This window comes from Stieleria tagensis, assembly GCF_024129865.1.
GTDB classification, from domain to species: Bacteria; Planctomycetota; Planctomycetia; order Pirellulales; family Pirellulaceae; genus Stieleria; species Stieleria tagensis.
Map to the genome: position 1 here is coordinate 58275 of NZ_JAMYFE010000112.1, position 12810 is coordinate 71084.

At 56.6% G+C, this 12810-nt stretch carries 14 protein-coding genes; 7 read left to right on the plus strand and 7 right to left on the minus strand.

Going from position 1 to position 12810, the window contains the following annotated elements; translation table 11 throughout:
• Positions 1 to 28: 28 nt before the first annotated feature.
• On the plus strand, positions 29 to 880 hold the full coding sequence (locus NHH03_RS24055) for a sugar phosphate isomerase/epimerase family protein (RefSeq protein WP_253160541.1): 852 nt from the start codon (positions 29 to 31) through the stop codon (positions 878 to 880).
• A 22-nt stretch (positions 881 to 902) separates the two neighbouring features.
• Here NHH03_RS24055 and coaD read toward each other — a convergent pair whose 3' ends face one another.
• Positions 903 to 1427 (minus strand): pantetheine-phosphate adenylyltransferase, encoded by a 525-nt coding sequence (gene coaD / locus NHH03_RS24060; protein WP_253160543.1) that lies wholly within the window; start codon positions 1425 to 1427, stop codon positions 903 to 905.
• Positions 1428 to 1494: 67 nt separating this feature from the next.
• Entirely contained in the window at positions 1495 to 2685 is a 1191-nt protein-coding gene (locus NHH03_RS24065) for an aminotransferase class V-fold PLP-dependent enzyme (RefSeq protein WP_253160544.1), read from the minus strand.
• A gap of 206 nt (positions 2686 to 2891) precedes the next feature.
• On the opposite strand from NHH03_RS24065, the gene NHH03_RS24070 reads away from it, so the two are divergent.
• From NHH03_RS24070 to NHH03_RS24085, 4 genes are all read left to right on the plus strand, one after another.
• Positions 2892 to 3095, plus strand: a complete 204-nt coding sequence (locus tag NHH03_RS24070; protein ID WP_253160546.1) for a hypothetical protein — start codon at positions 2892 to 2894, stop codon at positions 3093 to 3095.
• Positions 3096 to 3206: 111 nt separating this feature from the next.
• Complete coding sequence (locus tag NHH03_RS24075; protein ID WP_253160548.1) at positions 3207 to 4349, plus strand: LptF/LptG family permease; 1143 nt, start codon at positions 3207 to 3209, stop codon at positions 4347 to 4349.
• On the plus strand, positions 4346 to 5083 hold the full coding sequence (locus NHH03_RS24080) for a TIGR04283 family arsenosugar biosynthesis glycosyltransferase (protein ID WP_253160550.1): 738 nt from the start codon (positions 4346 to 4348) through the stop codon (positions 5081 to 5083). Before NHH03_RS24075 ends, NHH03_RS24080 begins: the two co-directional genes overlap by 4 nt.
• Before the next feature lie 173 nt (positions 5084 to 5256).
• The gene (locus NHH03_RS24085; RefSeq protein WP_253160552.1) at positions 5257 to 5439 is read left to right on the plus strand and encodes a hypothetical protein; all 183 of its coding nucleotides are present in this window, start codon (positions 5257 to 5259) and stop codon (positions 5437 to 5439) included.
• A gap of 113 nt (positions 5440 to 5552) precedes the next feature.
• Here NHH03_RS24085 and NHH03_RS24090 read toward each other — a convergent pair whose 3' ends face one another.
• The 3 genes from NHH03_RS24090 to NHH03_RS24100 all read right to left on the minus strand — a co-directional run bounded on the left by NHH03_RS24090 (position 5553) and on the right by NHH03_RS24100 (position 8256).
• The gene (locus tag NHH03_RS24090; RefSeq protein ID WP_253160554.1) at positions 5553 to 6701 is read right to left on the minus strand and encodes a hypothetical protein; all 1149 of its coding nucleotides are present in this window, start codon (positions 6699 to 6701) and stop codon (positions 5553 to 5555) included.
• A gap of 284 nt (positions 6702 to 6985) precedes the next feature.
• Entirely contained in the window at positions 6986 to 7462 is a 477-nt protein-coding gene (gene tadA, locus NHH03_RS24095; RefSeq protein WP_315861485.1) for a tRNA adenosine(34) deaminase TadA, read from the minus strand.
• The gene (locus tag NHH03_RS24100) at positions 7459 to 8256 is read right to left on the minus strand and encodes a DUF1080 domain-containing protein (protein ID WP_253160555.1); all 798 of its coding nucleotides are present in this window, start codon (positions 8254 to 8256) and stop codon (positions 7459 to 7461) included. The genes tadA and NHH03_RS24100 overlap by 4 nt, the downstream gene beginning before the upstream one ends.
• Positions 8257 to 8323: 67 nt before the next feature.
• Here NHH03_RS24100 and NHH03_RS24105 point away from each other — a divergent pair, with 67 nt between their 5' ends.
• Entirely contained in the window at positions 8324 to 8725 is a 402-nt protein-coding gene (locus tag NHH03_RS24105; RefSeq protein WP_253160557.1) for a VanZ family protein, read from the plus strand.
• Here the strand turns inward: NHH03_RS24105 and NHH03_RS24110 are convergent.
• Positions 8639 to 9721, minus strand: coding sequence for a potassium channel protein (locus tag NHH03_RS24110; protein WP_253160559.1), 1083 nt, complete (start codon positions 9719 to 9721; stop codon positions 8639 to 8641). The genes NHH03_RS24105 and NHH03_RS24110 overlap by 87 nt on opposite strands.
• 448 nt (positions 9722 to 10169) lie before the next feature.
• Here NHH03_RS24110 and NHH03_RS24115 point away from each other — a divergent pair, with 448 nt between their 5' ends.
• A complete protein-coding gene (locus NHH03_RS24115) occupies positions 10170 to 12392 on the plus strand; it encodes a hypothetical protein (RefSeq protein WP_253160561.1) in 2223 nt (740 codons plus the stop codon).
• Between the two features lie 128 nt (positions 12393 to 12520).
• On the opposite strand, the gene NHH03_RS24120 is transcribed toward NHH03_RS24115, so the two are convergent.
• Positions 12521 to 12736: a SlyX family protein gene (locus NHH03_RS24120; RefSeq protein ID WP_253160563.1), complete on the minus strand. Its 216-nt coding sequence runs from the start codon at positions 12734 to 12736 to the stop codon at positions 12521 to 12523.
• Positions 12737 to 12810 lie beyond the last annotated feature (74 nt).

Below are 12810 nucleotides of genomic sequence, written 5' to 3' on the forward strand. Positions count from 1 at the left end.
CTCGCTTACTTTGAATGGACAATCGAAAATGGATATTTGGCCAATTGGTGTGTTTGCGTCGGTCGACGCGGGATTGGGCGTGAAATGGGATGTGATCAAGGAACTCGGTGTACCGACGATCCAATTGCATGCACCGCACCCGTCCAAGCGTGATCAGGCGAACGCGGAAGCACTCAAAAAGCAGCTGGACGAAATGAACGTCCGCTGCACCGCCGTGTTTGGTGGGTTTGAGGGAGAGAGTTATGCCGACATTCCCACGGTGGCGGAAACCATTGGCTTAGTTCCGCCGGCGACCCGCCCCAGTCGGCTCGCCGAAATGTTTCAAATTTCTGATTTTGCGAAGTGGCTGGGATGTGACACGGTTGCCCTGCACCTGGGATTCATTCCGCACGACACCAAAGACCCCCATTACGAACCGATTGTTGCGGCGACCTGTAAACTGTGCGACTACTGCAAATCCAATGGCCAGTTTCTGCATCTGGAAACCGGCCAAGAAACCGCCGAGGGGCTGCTGGAATTCATTGCGGCGGTGGGCGCTGATAACCTGAAGATTAACTTTGATCCGGCCAACATGATTCTGTATGGGACAGGCGAGCCGATCGAAGCCCTGCGCAGTTTGTCACACCATGTACGCAGCGTGCACTGTAAAGACGGAACCTGGAGCAAGAAGCCGGGCGAGACCTGGGGCGCTGAAGTCCCGCTGGGTGAAGGCGATGTGAACATGCGCAAGTATCTTGAGACGCTACATGAGATCGGATACACCGGGCCGCTAACGATCGAGCGAGAAATTCCCGAGGACCCACTGCGGCAGAAGCAGGAAATCGGCGCTGCGATTGAGTTGCTCAGTCAGTTGCGTTCGGAATTTTGGGAAAGCGAATGATCACGCCAGGGTTGCACCGGGCCTACGATTGGGCCGCTGCGGCGCGCATTTGTTCGCGCAGGGGCGCAATGATTTGTTGGGGCACGAACTTGGCCAACTGTTGATCATCATCACTGACGCTGGCAATTTGTTTCAGCAGCGAACTGCTGACGTGGCCGAACCGTTCGTCGGCCATCAGAAACACGGTCTCGATGTCTTCGTCGAGTTGACGATTGGCCATCATCATCGTGAATTCGCCGGCGATGTCCGTTAGCGGTCGGATGCCGCGAACCATCACGCGCGAGCCGAGCGAGCGAACAAAGTCGACGGCCAATCCGTCAAAGAATTCGACACTGATGTTTGACAGATTGCCCGTCACCTGGCGGACCAGTTCACGACGCTGGTCCGGTGAAAACAGCGATCGTTTGTCCGCATTGATGCCGATCCCGATGACCAGTGAATCAAATAGTCGACTGGCGCGATCAATGATGTGCATGTGGCCCAGCGTGATCGGGTCAAACGATCCGGTGTAAACGGCTATTCGCGCGCCCTGGTTGGTTGCACTCATGAAACTCGAATCGGGAATGGGGGGGAAGTGGCGTTGATGGTTTAATCGGAAACGGGGTCAGGAACCACTAGCGCACCGAGGCGACGGCAGCGACCAATTGCTGCAGATCGGAGCTGTTATTGTACGCGTGGACGCCGGTGCGAATGCCACCACCTCGGCAGCTGACCACACATCCCTGGTCGATCAAGTGTTGCCGGACCGTCGCCGGTTCGCGTCCAGGGACGTCAAAGGTCACGATTCCCGATCGATGTTCCGGCTGGGCATCCATTCGCGTCTGAATTCCGATTTCACCCAGCCGATCAGCCATTTCCTGGACCAACCCCAAGACTCGATCGGCGATCGCGTCCGGGCCATGGGCTTCGCGGACGGCACTGAAGAGTTGCAAACTCGCGTCGAGTGCCGCGGCGCCGGACATGTTTGCCGATCCGGGTTCGAAACGGACGGCGGACTGCCGCAAATCCAACCGTGGTTGGTCGTAGTTGAACGTGTTGCGGACGCTGTTCCAACCGACGTTGCCGCAGCGAAGCGTCTGTAGATGGCGTTTGCGAATCATCGCCACCCCCATGCCTTCGGGGCCTAGCAGCCACTTGTGACCGTCAGCGGCCAAAAAATCGACATCTATTTTTCGCAGATCTAAATCAAAAATTCCCAATCCTTGGATGGCGTCGACAAACACCAAAACGTCAGATTCGTGGGCCCGCGCGACCAGAGATTCCAGATCGGCGCGGAATCCGCTGGCGTAGCCGACCCAAGACAACGCGATGATGCGCGTTGAATCATCGATTTGGGCAATCAGGTCGTCGACGACCACACGACCGTCGCGGCGGGGGACCACACGCACCTGCACGCCGCGTGATTGCTGGTTTTGCCAGGGGTACAGGTTGCTCGGAAATTCACCGTCGGGAACGATCAGATTGTCGCCCGGTTGCCAGGGAAATCCTTCGGCGACCAGGTTGATTCCGGTCGAAGTATTGGGAATCAGGCAGATTTCATCGCGTTCGGCCTGTAGCAGTTGTGCGAATCGTGTCCGCAGATCGTCTAGCCGGGCGGCCCACTGTGGCCACACGGTGTCCCCCTCGTGAGCGGCCTGGTCTGCGTAGGTTTGCAGCGCCACTGCAGCGGGATTGGACAGGGGGCCGACAGCCGCATGATCCAAATAAGCCCACTTTTGGGTCACCGGCATCTGGGATCGCCACCACTGCCAGGGATCAGATTGCAAATCGGGTGTGGTCATGGTTTGAACGAATGAATGGGCCATTTAGGACTAGCGGGGCGCCCCTCTAAGCTGAATTTGCAGAAAAATTGACCAAATGCCCGACCAGAGTCGATCACGGTAAACTAGCGATATAGCGTAGGCTTGGGAAACACCGCCCTTGGTAACTATACTGCGGCCCTTTCCCGGCTGCGATCCGACTTTGCCGCTCGCCATTTTCCGTTCACCCGTTTGTTTCCGAGGTTTAATTGATGCCCAAGGCACTTTGTCTCTTCAGCCTTGTCGCGTCGATTCTGGTCGTCTGTTTGTTTGTCCTAGACGCGATTGCACTGCTGTTCGGGCTTTCGAACTTCGCCATTCTGGGTGCGGCAAGCTTGATGATGGATATCACGTTCGCGATTTTAGGTGGAATCCTGGTTTATCTCAGTTGGTCCACCTATCGGGAGCAGCGATAAAACGGCTTTGATCTTGCGTTGTGCGACGACCAGCTGGGATGCTGCGGCGACGTTTTTGCCCGTCGCCAACTCTCTCGACTCGATCGACCCGTTCGGAAAGGTCAACGCCCTGTGACGCAGATCGACCGCTACATTCTGGTTCTTTTTCTCCGCACGTTTGCGGTCTGTTTCGCCTCCCTGTCAGGAATCGTTGTGGTGTTCCATGCGTTCACCAACATGAGCGATTTGATGGAATTGGCCGATTCTCGCGGTGTCAGCATCTCTCTGGTGATGTTCGAACATTACGGCCCCTATCTGCTGCTGCTGTTCGACTGGACCGGCGCCATCATCGCTTTGATGGCATTGCTGTTTGTTGTCGGCTGGTTGCGACGGACCGGCGAACTGACGGCGACCCTGTCGGCGGGGATTTCGCATGGGCGGATCTTTCGTTCGATGATTCTGGCGGCCCTGGCGTTGGTGCTCGTGCAATTAGCCAGTCGTGAACTGTTGTTGCCATCCATGCGTGACGCGCTGTCGTTGAAAAGCAAAGATCTCAGCGGTGACGCGCCACAGCCGATCCTGCCGAGTTACGACAAGATCAGCGGCATCCTGTTGGAGGGAGAATCGATTCGCCCCCGCAGCAAAGTCATCGTTCACCCCAGTTTTCGCCTCGACGGCGACTATCCGGGGTTCGGTGATGCGCTGGTCGCTGAATCAGCCGAGTGGTTGCCCGCCAGCATCCAACATGCCGAAGGCTATTTGATGCAGCAGGTGGAGTTTCCCGAGCAGATCGACCAGCTCCCGTCGACCGGGACCGCGGATCGCTTGGTGCTGACCACGTCCATGGACCATGACTGGGTGAAACCGGGGCAATGTTTTGTGGCAACGCCGGTCAACGCGGAAATCCTGCAAACCGACCAATCGTCGACACGCCTTTGCAGCAGTTGGAACCTGTACAAGCGACTGCGCAACCCTGCGGTCCACAACTCGATGGCCACGACGATGTTGTTGCACGAGCGAATCATGCGTGTGCCGCTCGATTTTTCATTGTTCCTGTTGGGGTTGCCGTTGGTGATCAATCAACGTGGCCGCAACCTGTTCACGATGATCGGGGCCGCGATCGGAATGGTGATGCTGTTCTTTATTTTAAAAACCGCCGGCAGCGCACTTGGTGGGGCCGGCTATCTGCTGTCACCCCCGGTGGCGGCTTGGATGCCGATGATCGTGCTTGGTCCGCTGGCTTACATGCGATTGCGTGAAGTCGAAACGCTATGACGCCGGTGGATGTGTCGGTCATCATTCCGGCCATTGACGAAGCTGCGAATCTGCCTGCTGCGATCCAATCGGCGCTGGCCAACGGTGCCGGAGAAGTCATTGTGTGTGACGGTGGCAGCCGTGACGCGACACGGCAACTGGCTCAGCAGGCCGGGGCCAAGGTGATTGAGAGCGAACGCGGTCGCGGGACCCAGCTTCGCCAAGGCGCCCAGTTTGCGTCAGGAGCAATGTTGTTGTTCCTGCACGCTGACAATCGCCTGGATGACGGCTGCCTAAACGAACTCTGTCGCTGCGTCCGCTTGCGCGGCACGGCCGAGCAGGGGCAGTGCGCTGGGTCGGAGACAACGGTGGGTTCTCCACCGTCGCTTTTGTTGTGGGGCGGATTCCGCCAGCGGATTGATGCCACAGCCCTTGGTTTTCGCTTGTTGGAATGGGGCAATGCCTCCCGCATCCGCTATCGGGGGATGCCGTTTGGAGATCAAGCGATGTTTGTCACACGACAGCTGTACGACCAGGTGGGCGGGTTTCAACCGCTGCCGTTGTTGGAAGACGTTGTATTGGCCCAATCGCTGCGGCGGATTTGTTGGCCGATCCTGGTTGATCACACGGTCCAGGTCGACGCCCGGCGATGGCAGAAGCGTGGGATTGTGCGTCAGACGCTGCGGAATTGGGGCATTCAACTGGCTCACTGGTCCGGCGTGTCGGAATCTCGCCTGGCCAGTTGGTACCGCTAACGCTGCGGACGCTACCGATTTCTGAGTTGAAATCCCTCCTAGACCTTGCAGGGATGGTCAGTGAATTTAGAATCGTAGATAGGTACGAGGGCACACGGTTGGTCATGCAGTGTTTGATCGGGACAAACACACCGCCGAATTTTGTCGCTCGACTATGCTGCGAGGTTACCGTTTTGCTTACTGAAGCCACCGTCGAAGAGATGTTCCGCAAGTTGATTAGCGACCCCAACCGTGGGGAAGCCATTTTTGACAAAGCGGAGGACCTCCTCGATGAAGAGCTCCGGCCCGAGAGCCCATTGCGGCATCGGTTGAGCCAGGAGCTAGAGGAATTGCGAGAGTTGGCTGACAAGGCTTAAGTACCTCTCTCGAGACACAGCACGCGGATCAGTTTCCGTAACAAACGAAAAAAGCCGCGACGGAATGATTCCGCCGCGGCTTTTCTCTTGCACCACGATGTCGTTTGAATCGTCTAGCGATTCAGTGTGATCCCGAATGTCCCACCGACCAGCAGCAAGTCTTGATCGGTGCTGCCACCGGGTAGGAACGATGTCCCCGAGTCACCGCCACGCCACAGGCCGCGGGCCACATCGACCAGTTGGAAACCGCCACGGACACAGATCTGTTTGGTCAGCTGGTAACCCAGTTCCCCGCGGACATCAAAGCCCAAGAAGAACTCGTCGTTGCGTTTGTAAACCGGGTCGGTTTCGTTGTAGTTGATGAAGTCCACTTCGTCACCGATTGCTGTGGGTGTGCCGTCGTAGACGGTGAACTCTTCGGTTCGGTTGGATCGGCTCGATTGCCAGTTGCCACCGGCAAAGACTCGGAAGTCAGACGAGAATGTAAATCGATCGCGAAACTTCGTGTAGCGGAAACCGACTTGTCCGGTGAACGCTTCATTCTTTGTGAACGCCTGGTCGGTCGTCACCAGATCCGCGTCGGCACCGTAAACATCGCTCAGCGGTGGGATGCCATTGATTGGCACGTCGTGACTGCTGATGAAGTTTTGATAGACATTGGTGTCTTCAATACGGAACCAGCGAACACCGGCCATCGGTTCCAGAATCCCTCCATAGTGGTAGGGTTCCAAACGCCATGTTTTCATCAGTTCGTAGCTATCAAAGTCAACCACATTCAGACTGTCTTTGACATCCACAAAGCGACGGTTGTAGCCGATGTTGTTGGCGTCCCCGGGGATCGCTTCGAATCCGAACGGTGGTGCCGGGTTGGTCGCCCCGCCATCGAGTTCGTCCAAGTTGGCTCGGTTGGTCCGTTCACGGCGAACGGTGAAGAACTCGCCGACGCCGGTGTTCAGCCAGCTGAATAACCATCCGCTGTCTTCGTCGGGTAGCATGAAACCGATTTCGTATCGGTGACCCCACCCGCTGTCCAACCCGGACTCTAGGTCCTGGTTGCCTTCGATTTCTGGCCGTGAACCGTACAGGTTCAATCGGTCATAGGTGGCGAACCAACCGGTATTGGCTCGCTTCTTTGGCTTCATATCCGCCAAATCCATGTCATAAATCGGTTCGAACCAACGGAAGTCGGGATCGAACTGAAACGGATCCGCAATCGGGGGGTTGTGATCCTGAGCATGGGCCGAAGCCAATCCACAGAGCATCACAAGGGATCCACAAATCCTAGCCGTCAGCTTCCGTACCGACATCGCTGTTCCACCGTCTTAATGAAGTCGTCCGTATGGGCAGCCAAAAACCGTCAACAGTTTTCACTGGCCGCCCGCGTTGGGTGCAATGACCGAAAATGCGTGTCGCAAAGACTCAGAAATTCGGTCGTGACGGTCTTATCGGACACGCCGGTTGCAAAGGCTTAGTCTGATTATCGCCAGAAGTGGCAAATGTCCGAGAATCTTTAAAACCGTTACAGCTTGCCAGGACGAAGAATCGGCTACTTTTTGCCCAGGGCGCGTTTGCTGGCAAAGAATTCGGTCAACACTTGGCCACAGGGTTCGGCCAGCACGCCGCCGCAGACTTCGCTACGGTGGTTCAGCCGCGAATCGTTCAATAGCTGAAACAAGCTCGACACCGCACCGGCCTTGTGATCGCTCGCCCCGTACACGACTCGCGGCACACGGGCCTGCAGGATCGCGCCGGCACACATCGGACAGGGCTCCAGCGTCACATACAGAGTGGTTTCCTCCAGTCGCCAATCACCCATCGCCGCGGCGGCCTGAGTGATCGCAATCATCTCCGCATGAGCCGTCGGGTCTTTTAGCATTTCCCGCTGGTTCGATGCGGCAGCAATGATCTGGTGGTTTCGCACCACCAATGCCCCGACCGGCACTTCATCCGCGGTTGCAGCTTGATAGGCCAATTCCAAGGCTCGCTGCATAAAATGTTCGTCGATCTGCTGTTGCGGGATCACTTGTCGTCGCTCTTTTTCGATTCCTGGTCCGCGGGGGCCACTTTATCGGCGACCAGTGGGCGGATCTGAATGTTGCGAATCTTGGACGTGGATTCGAAGTTAGCGATCCCCAGGGGCGTGCAAGGATCCATTTCGAAGCGGATGTCAAAGGTGTGATCCTGGCGTGGTTGTGCGAACAGTTCCGTGTCATCAATCCAGGCGGTGATGTTTTTGCTGTCGACGCGGACCCGTGCCTTGTACCAGGTGTCGTTTTCAAACGCTTTGAACATCGTCGTTTCGTTATCGCTGGCGTCGCGCCCGTCGACACTGCTGATCCCGGTGACGCCGCCGCCCCAGCCGCCCATCACCAAACTGACGTGGTCCTTGCCAACCGGAAAAGTGAACGCGCACATGAAATCGAATCCTTGATCGCGACGGCATTCCCAGCGCAGTTCATAATTGTCGCGTGGCAGGGCTTTGGGGGTGGGTTTCTTGTCCTTCGACAGGTCGGCCTTGGCGGCCGGATCACCGACAAATGGTCCATCCCACTTGACGCCGGTCAACGGGTCCCCGTATTCCATCGTGATCACCCCGTCTTTGATTTGGATCTCACCGTCGCCACCAAATTGACAGGCGGTCCAGTGGTCCGCCAACGTGATCCATGGCGTCGTGGCATCGTCGTTGCTTGTTTGGGGCGTTTCAGTCGCAGCCGTCGGTTGCGGCGGTTCGGCGCTCAGCGGGCTGGTCGGTACGATGGCGATCCAGCAACCGATCATCAGCAGGTTGGTCGCGACGTTTCGTGTCAGTCGATTCACGGGGCGTATTCCTCGCAGCAGTTGTGTTGGTTCATTCGGATTCAAGCGTCACACCCAGTCTGGACTTATGCGCCCGATCACAGGCATCACGATACTCGGCTTTCGACTGGGCGTCATCGCGTTGGTAGGGTATTGGATCACACTTTTTCTGGGGACACACTGGCCCGCTGGCGCTGAGATCGTGCCGGACGTGAGTGACAAAGTGAAGCATTTTTCGGCATTCTTCGGTTTGGCCCTGCTGTGCTGCTATGTGAGCGAATCCCCGCGATCGGATCACGCTGCGACTGTCCGCCGGTTTGGCATGATCGTCGTCGGATTGATGATTTACGCGGTCATCGATGAACTGACCCAGTTCTTTTCGCCCGGCCGACATCCTGATCCGTTAGACGCTCTGGCTGACACCGGCGGGATCGTTTCGGCAGTCATCCTCTACCTGATCGCTCGGCGGTGGATCCGCCACCGGATCTAGTGCCGTTGCTGCGGATTCCTTGTACTTGAGTTTGGCGATCTTTTGCCGCAAGAACCGAGACCGTTTGTCGAGTTCCGCCAGTTCAGTTTCTAGCTTTTCGATCTTGCGGTCATCGCTGATGCGTAAAATCCGCTCGGTCAAATCGAACAGGATCAACACCCGAAACGCTTTGAGCGCGGTGCCCCGCAATCGGTAGGCGCGGGCAACATTCGTCAGCTGCTGGATCCGCACCATGTCGGCCACTCGCAACATGCGAGCCAGGCTGAGCGAGCGGAGGAACCAGATCAGAGGAAGAATGACGATCGCCAAATCGATCCAGTGCTCTTTGCAATAATCGAGTTTCTTTTCGGCAATCGAGACCATCAAAATGAACTCCGCGGCAAACGCGAACCAGATCACTCCGGTGCCGATGTGCATCAACATGCGCAGCCATCCGTAAGCCGCGACCTGGTCTTTCAAGAAAAATTCGGTGATCAGGATCGGCATGATCAACAGCGCGATGATCATCATTGGCACGCTGAAATGCCGTTCCAGCTGTCGCTGCAGGCGGCGACCACCACGTCGCCAGCCCATGCCCGGCAACCAGATTCGCCCATTCATCTCGGGGCTTCTTGCGCACATCCGCAAGGCCGGACAAAGACAGAACAACAGACTGTACAGATGATGTCGGCGCATTTCGCGGTTCCAGGGGCGCGTGCACCAATGAATGCCCGCTTCGACCCAGACCACACACCACACTCCAGCCATCACGACCAACACCACGTCGTCGATGCCACGGTCGGAATGAACGTCGACGCCACCGACCAAATGAGTGTGTTCCGCTTCGGAGCGGTGGATGATGTTCCGCGCACGCTCCTGCAGATTGGGAACGTCAACCCAAATCACGACCAAGAACGCCACACAGACCAAATACACAACGGCCAATGTGAACATCAATTTTTCATTGCGGCCGGCAAACCAACGCAGCCAGTGTTTGGTGTCGAAACGTTTTTGCACTTCGAACCTCCGTTGGCGTTCGAGAATGGGGCTTGGCACCGGGACTTACGCAGTAACCCGACGCGTCAGTTTTGAAGCCAACGCTTTCGCGTGGGGCATTGGTTTTTGGTAACCCGACGCGTCAGCGAGGGATCTCCTCAACCCGTCAAATCCCTCGCTGACACGTCGCGGTTGCGATAAAAGCGCAACTTCTAAACGCGTGCACCGGGGGAGGTCTGCAATGGGTCAGTGTAACCTTAGGCCCTGGTGCAGGCTGTCCGGGGCGCTGCTGCTGGCCGTCGCGGGCACTCGACTTTGAGACACGGGTGAACGGATTTGGGATCGCACCACGAGAGATTTCAATCGGTAATCACCGTCAAATCGGCATTCTGCCGTCTGCCCGCTAAAACTCTGCTAAATTAATCACTTTGACCGCCGCACTTGTCTAGCCTGCCGTGGTATTAAATTGATGCCTTTCTCGAATCGCCTTGCCGTTATCGGTCTATTCTGGGTGATCGGAGCGATCTCGGCGTCGGCCGGCGACGCCGACACGGTCCAACTCCGTAGCGAATTAACGCAAATTCGATCGTCGTATCAGCACTGGGGGCTGAATCGCGAGACCCGCCAATACAAGTCTGTCAAAGTGGATTTTATGCCATCGGTGCCAGCGGCGATCCCTTGGGATGCCCTTGGACCGGGGCATCTGACGCGAGAACGTTTTTTGCGTTCGGGGGAACGATTTCGGTCGGATTGTTTTGAACCCGCCATCGAGAAACGAATTTATGCGTTTGATGGGGTGCATGGTCGCATCCGCGATCGAAACCACGTGCACAATGGTCCGCTCAAAGATTTGCGGTCTGCGTTTGAACGCAATTTCGCGCCCGCGATTCCGCATCTAGTGTTGTCACACTATTACTACACGCCGAGTCTGGTTTGGCTATTTGGGACCAACGAGGTGGGGCCGTTGCAAGCGGATCCAGGCATGTTGGGCGAGTTCACGGTTGAGCAGATCGAATATCGCCAGCAACCGTCTTGGAAAATCAATTGGCGGACGGTTCTCGACTACGAAGGCGGCAGCATTGCTCACTGTGAAGTGGTTTTGGCCAAGCATCGTCATCTGCTTCCCATTGAGCAAACCTTTCGCACGGTGATCGGTCCGGGAACGGTGGAAGTCAAACGGATCGAGACCGAAGCGTTTCAGCACGATCCGAATCAGGACCTGTGGTTTCCTCAAACGGTTGTCGCGTCACGCACGATCGGATCGGGATTGCGCGTCTCCAAAATTGAATTCGAATTGACCGAACAGTTCAACGACTCGGCGATCTATTCCGACGTCAAACCACTCGCCCCGGAACACCTGAGTCCGCCGCCGGCGATCGTTCCCGCGTTCCAGCCACACGCGCTGCTGGCGCGTGCTCCCGGCCCGATCAGTTTGCGTCAGGCGTTGGCGGAAAAATCTCGCCTGGGGATGGGGATGGTTGGAGTCACACTCTCGCTGCTCGGCTGCCTGATCTGCTACGTCGGTTTGCGAGTAACCCGAATCGGTCGCATGATTCGTGGTTTCTTTTCCGATCACCGTCTCTTACTGGGAGTCACCGGAGTGGTTTTGACCGCCGGTGTCGGCTACCTGGGGAGAATCCCGCCCGGTTGGGTCACCTACGGATTGGCGATGATGGTCGCGGGCGTGTTTGGTTTTTTGTGGATCGCGTTTTCGATGCTGCTCACCGGCGACAAAACCCTTTCGATTAAAACCACACTCTGTATCGCTGCTTGCACCGCGCTGGTGTTTGGTGGTTACAACACCGGCATCAAACGGATGAAGCTACGACAGCGCATGATCCACGAGGTGCGTGACCTGGGGGGGGAGGTGGTGATGGGGAATTGGCGGTTGGATGAAGACGGATTGTTTTTGCCAACCCAGATGCGCCAGTTGCTAGGGGAAGCGTGGACGGGGCGGGCCAACCGTGCAACGATTGAACAGGCCGCCTTTACCGCTGACAATCTCAGCCGCTGGTGTGTCGATGAAGTCCAATGGTTGGGGATCGGCAGCGAACTGGGCAAACCGTTTGAAATCAACGCCCAGGCGTTTAAAGAATTCAAATACACCGATGCCATGTGGACGTTGCATGTCGACGGCGGACGGATCGGCCGTGACTGTTTTCGTCAACTCGCTCGCTTTGGTGAGCTGGTTGATTTGCATTTTGATTGTGTTTACCAACCGGTGGATCCCGAAATCCGCCTGCTTCAGGATGTCGAACACCTGTGGTTGACCCATGCGGTGGTGAATAAGGAACTCTATGAGACGCTCAGCCGAATGCAACGGTTGGAAGTGGTCACGTTGGTGTCGCCGCGGTTTGGCCACTGCGACGCGGTGGACACGAATTTACAAATTCGGCGTGTCGAGGTGCAGTTCGCTACATTGAACCCCAGCGATCTGAAAACATTGGGCATTGTTCCGGCCGAGCTGCGTGTGATCGACAGTCGATTCAATTTGGGATCGGCCAGCGAATTTCAGATGCCGATCACGCGTGGTTTCAGCGTTCAAACCAGTGACATTGATGACAGCGTGTTAGCCAAATTGGTCGGGTCACCGAATTTGGCATGGATCGGGCTGGCTGGTACAGATGTCACCGCGGCCGGGGTCGAAGCGTTTTCGCAGTTGCGTCCGCAGATCTCGATCACACTCGAGTGAACAGCGGCGATCACAGCTGGCTCAATCACAGCTGGCTCAATCACAGCTGGCTCAATCACAGCTGGCTCAATCACAGCTGGCTCAATCACTGCTGGCACTGGGCCACCACCAGGCCGGCATTCAGTGGTTCAATAATGCGGCGGTTTTTCACTCAGCGGATCGTCAAACGATTCCCCTTTGTTCTTCAACGTCTCCACCGTTTGCTCCCACTTGGTGATACGTTTCTGCAACCGATCGAGTTGTATCGACTGTGCCGTGACGACCTCATTCAATAGATCGTATTGGCGCTGTAGATGGGCGAGCGCGATTTCAAGGTCACAAATTTTTTCGGCGTCGGTTTTCATGTTCAAATTTTAACGGCTCGTCGGCTCCCGCCGAAGTGGTCCAGATCGCGTAGAATGAGAGACGTTCTTTCCGA

Bases quoted from the DNA above. Each gene is read 5' to 3' on its own strand.
- NHH03_RS24055 (WP_253160541.1), top strand. From the start codon at position 29: ATGGATATTTGGCCAATTGGTGTGTTTGCGTCGGTCGACGCGGGATTG.
- coaD (WP_253160543.1), bottom strand. From the start codon at position 1,427: ATGAGTGCAACCAACCAGGGCGCGCGAATAGCCGTTTACACCGGATCG.
- NHH03_RS24065 (WP_253160544.1), bottom strand. From the start codon at position 2,685: ATGGCCCATTCATTCGTTCAAACCATGACCACACCCGATTTGCAATCT.
- NHH03_RS24070 (WP_253160546.1), top strand. From the start codon at position 2,892: ATGCCCAAGGCACTTTGTCTCTTCAGCCTTGTCGCGTCGATTCTGGTC.
- NHH03_RS24080 (WP_253160550.1), top strand. From the start codon at position 4,346: ATGACGCCGGTGGATGTGTCGGTCATCATTCCGGCCATTGACGAAGCT.
- NHH03_RS24090 (WP_253160554.1), bottom strand. From the start codon at position 6,701: ATGCTCTGTGGATTGGCTTCGGCCCATGCTCAGGATCACAACCCCCCG.
- NHH03_RS24105 (WP_253160557.1), top strand. From the start codon at position 8,324: ATGCGCCCGATCACAGGCATCACGATACTCGGCTTTCGACTGGGCGTC.
- NHH03_RS24115 (WP_253160561.1), top strand. From the start codon at position 10,170: ATGCCTTTCTCGAATCGCCTTGCCGTTATCGGTCTATTCTGGGTGATC.
- NHH03_RS24120 (WP_253160563.1), bottom strand. From the start codon at position 12,736: ATGAAAACCGACGCCGAAAAAATTTGTGACCTTGAAATCGCGCTCGCC.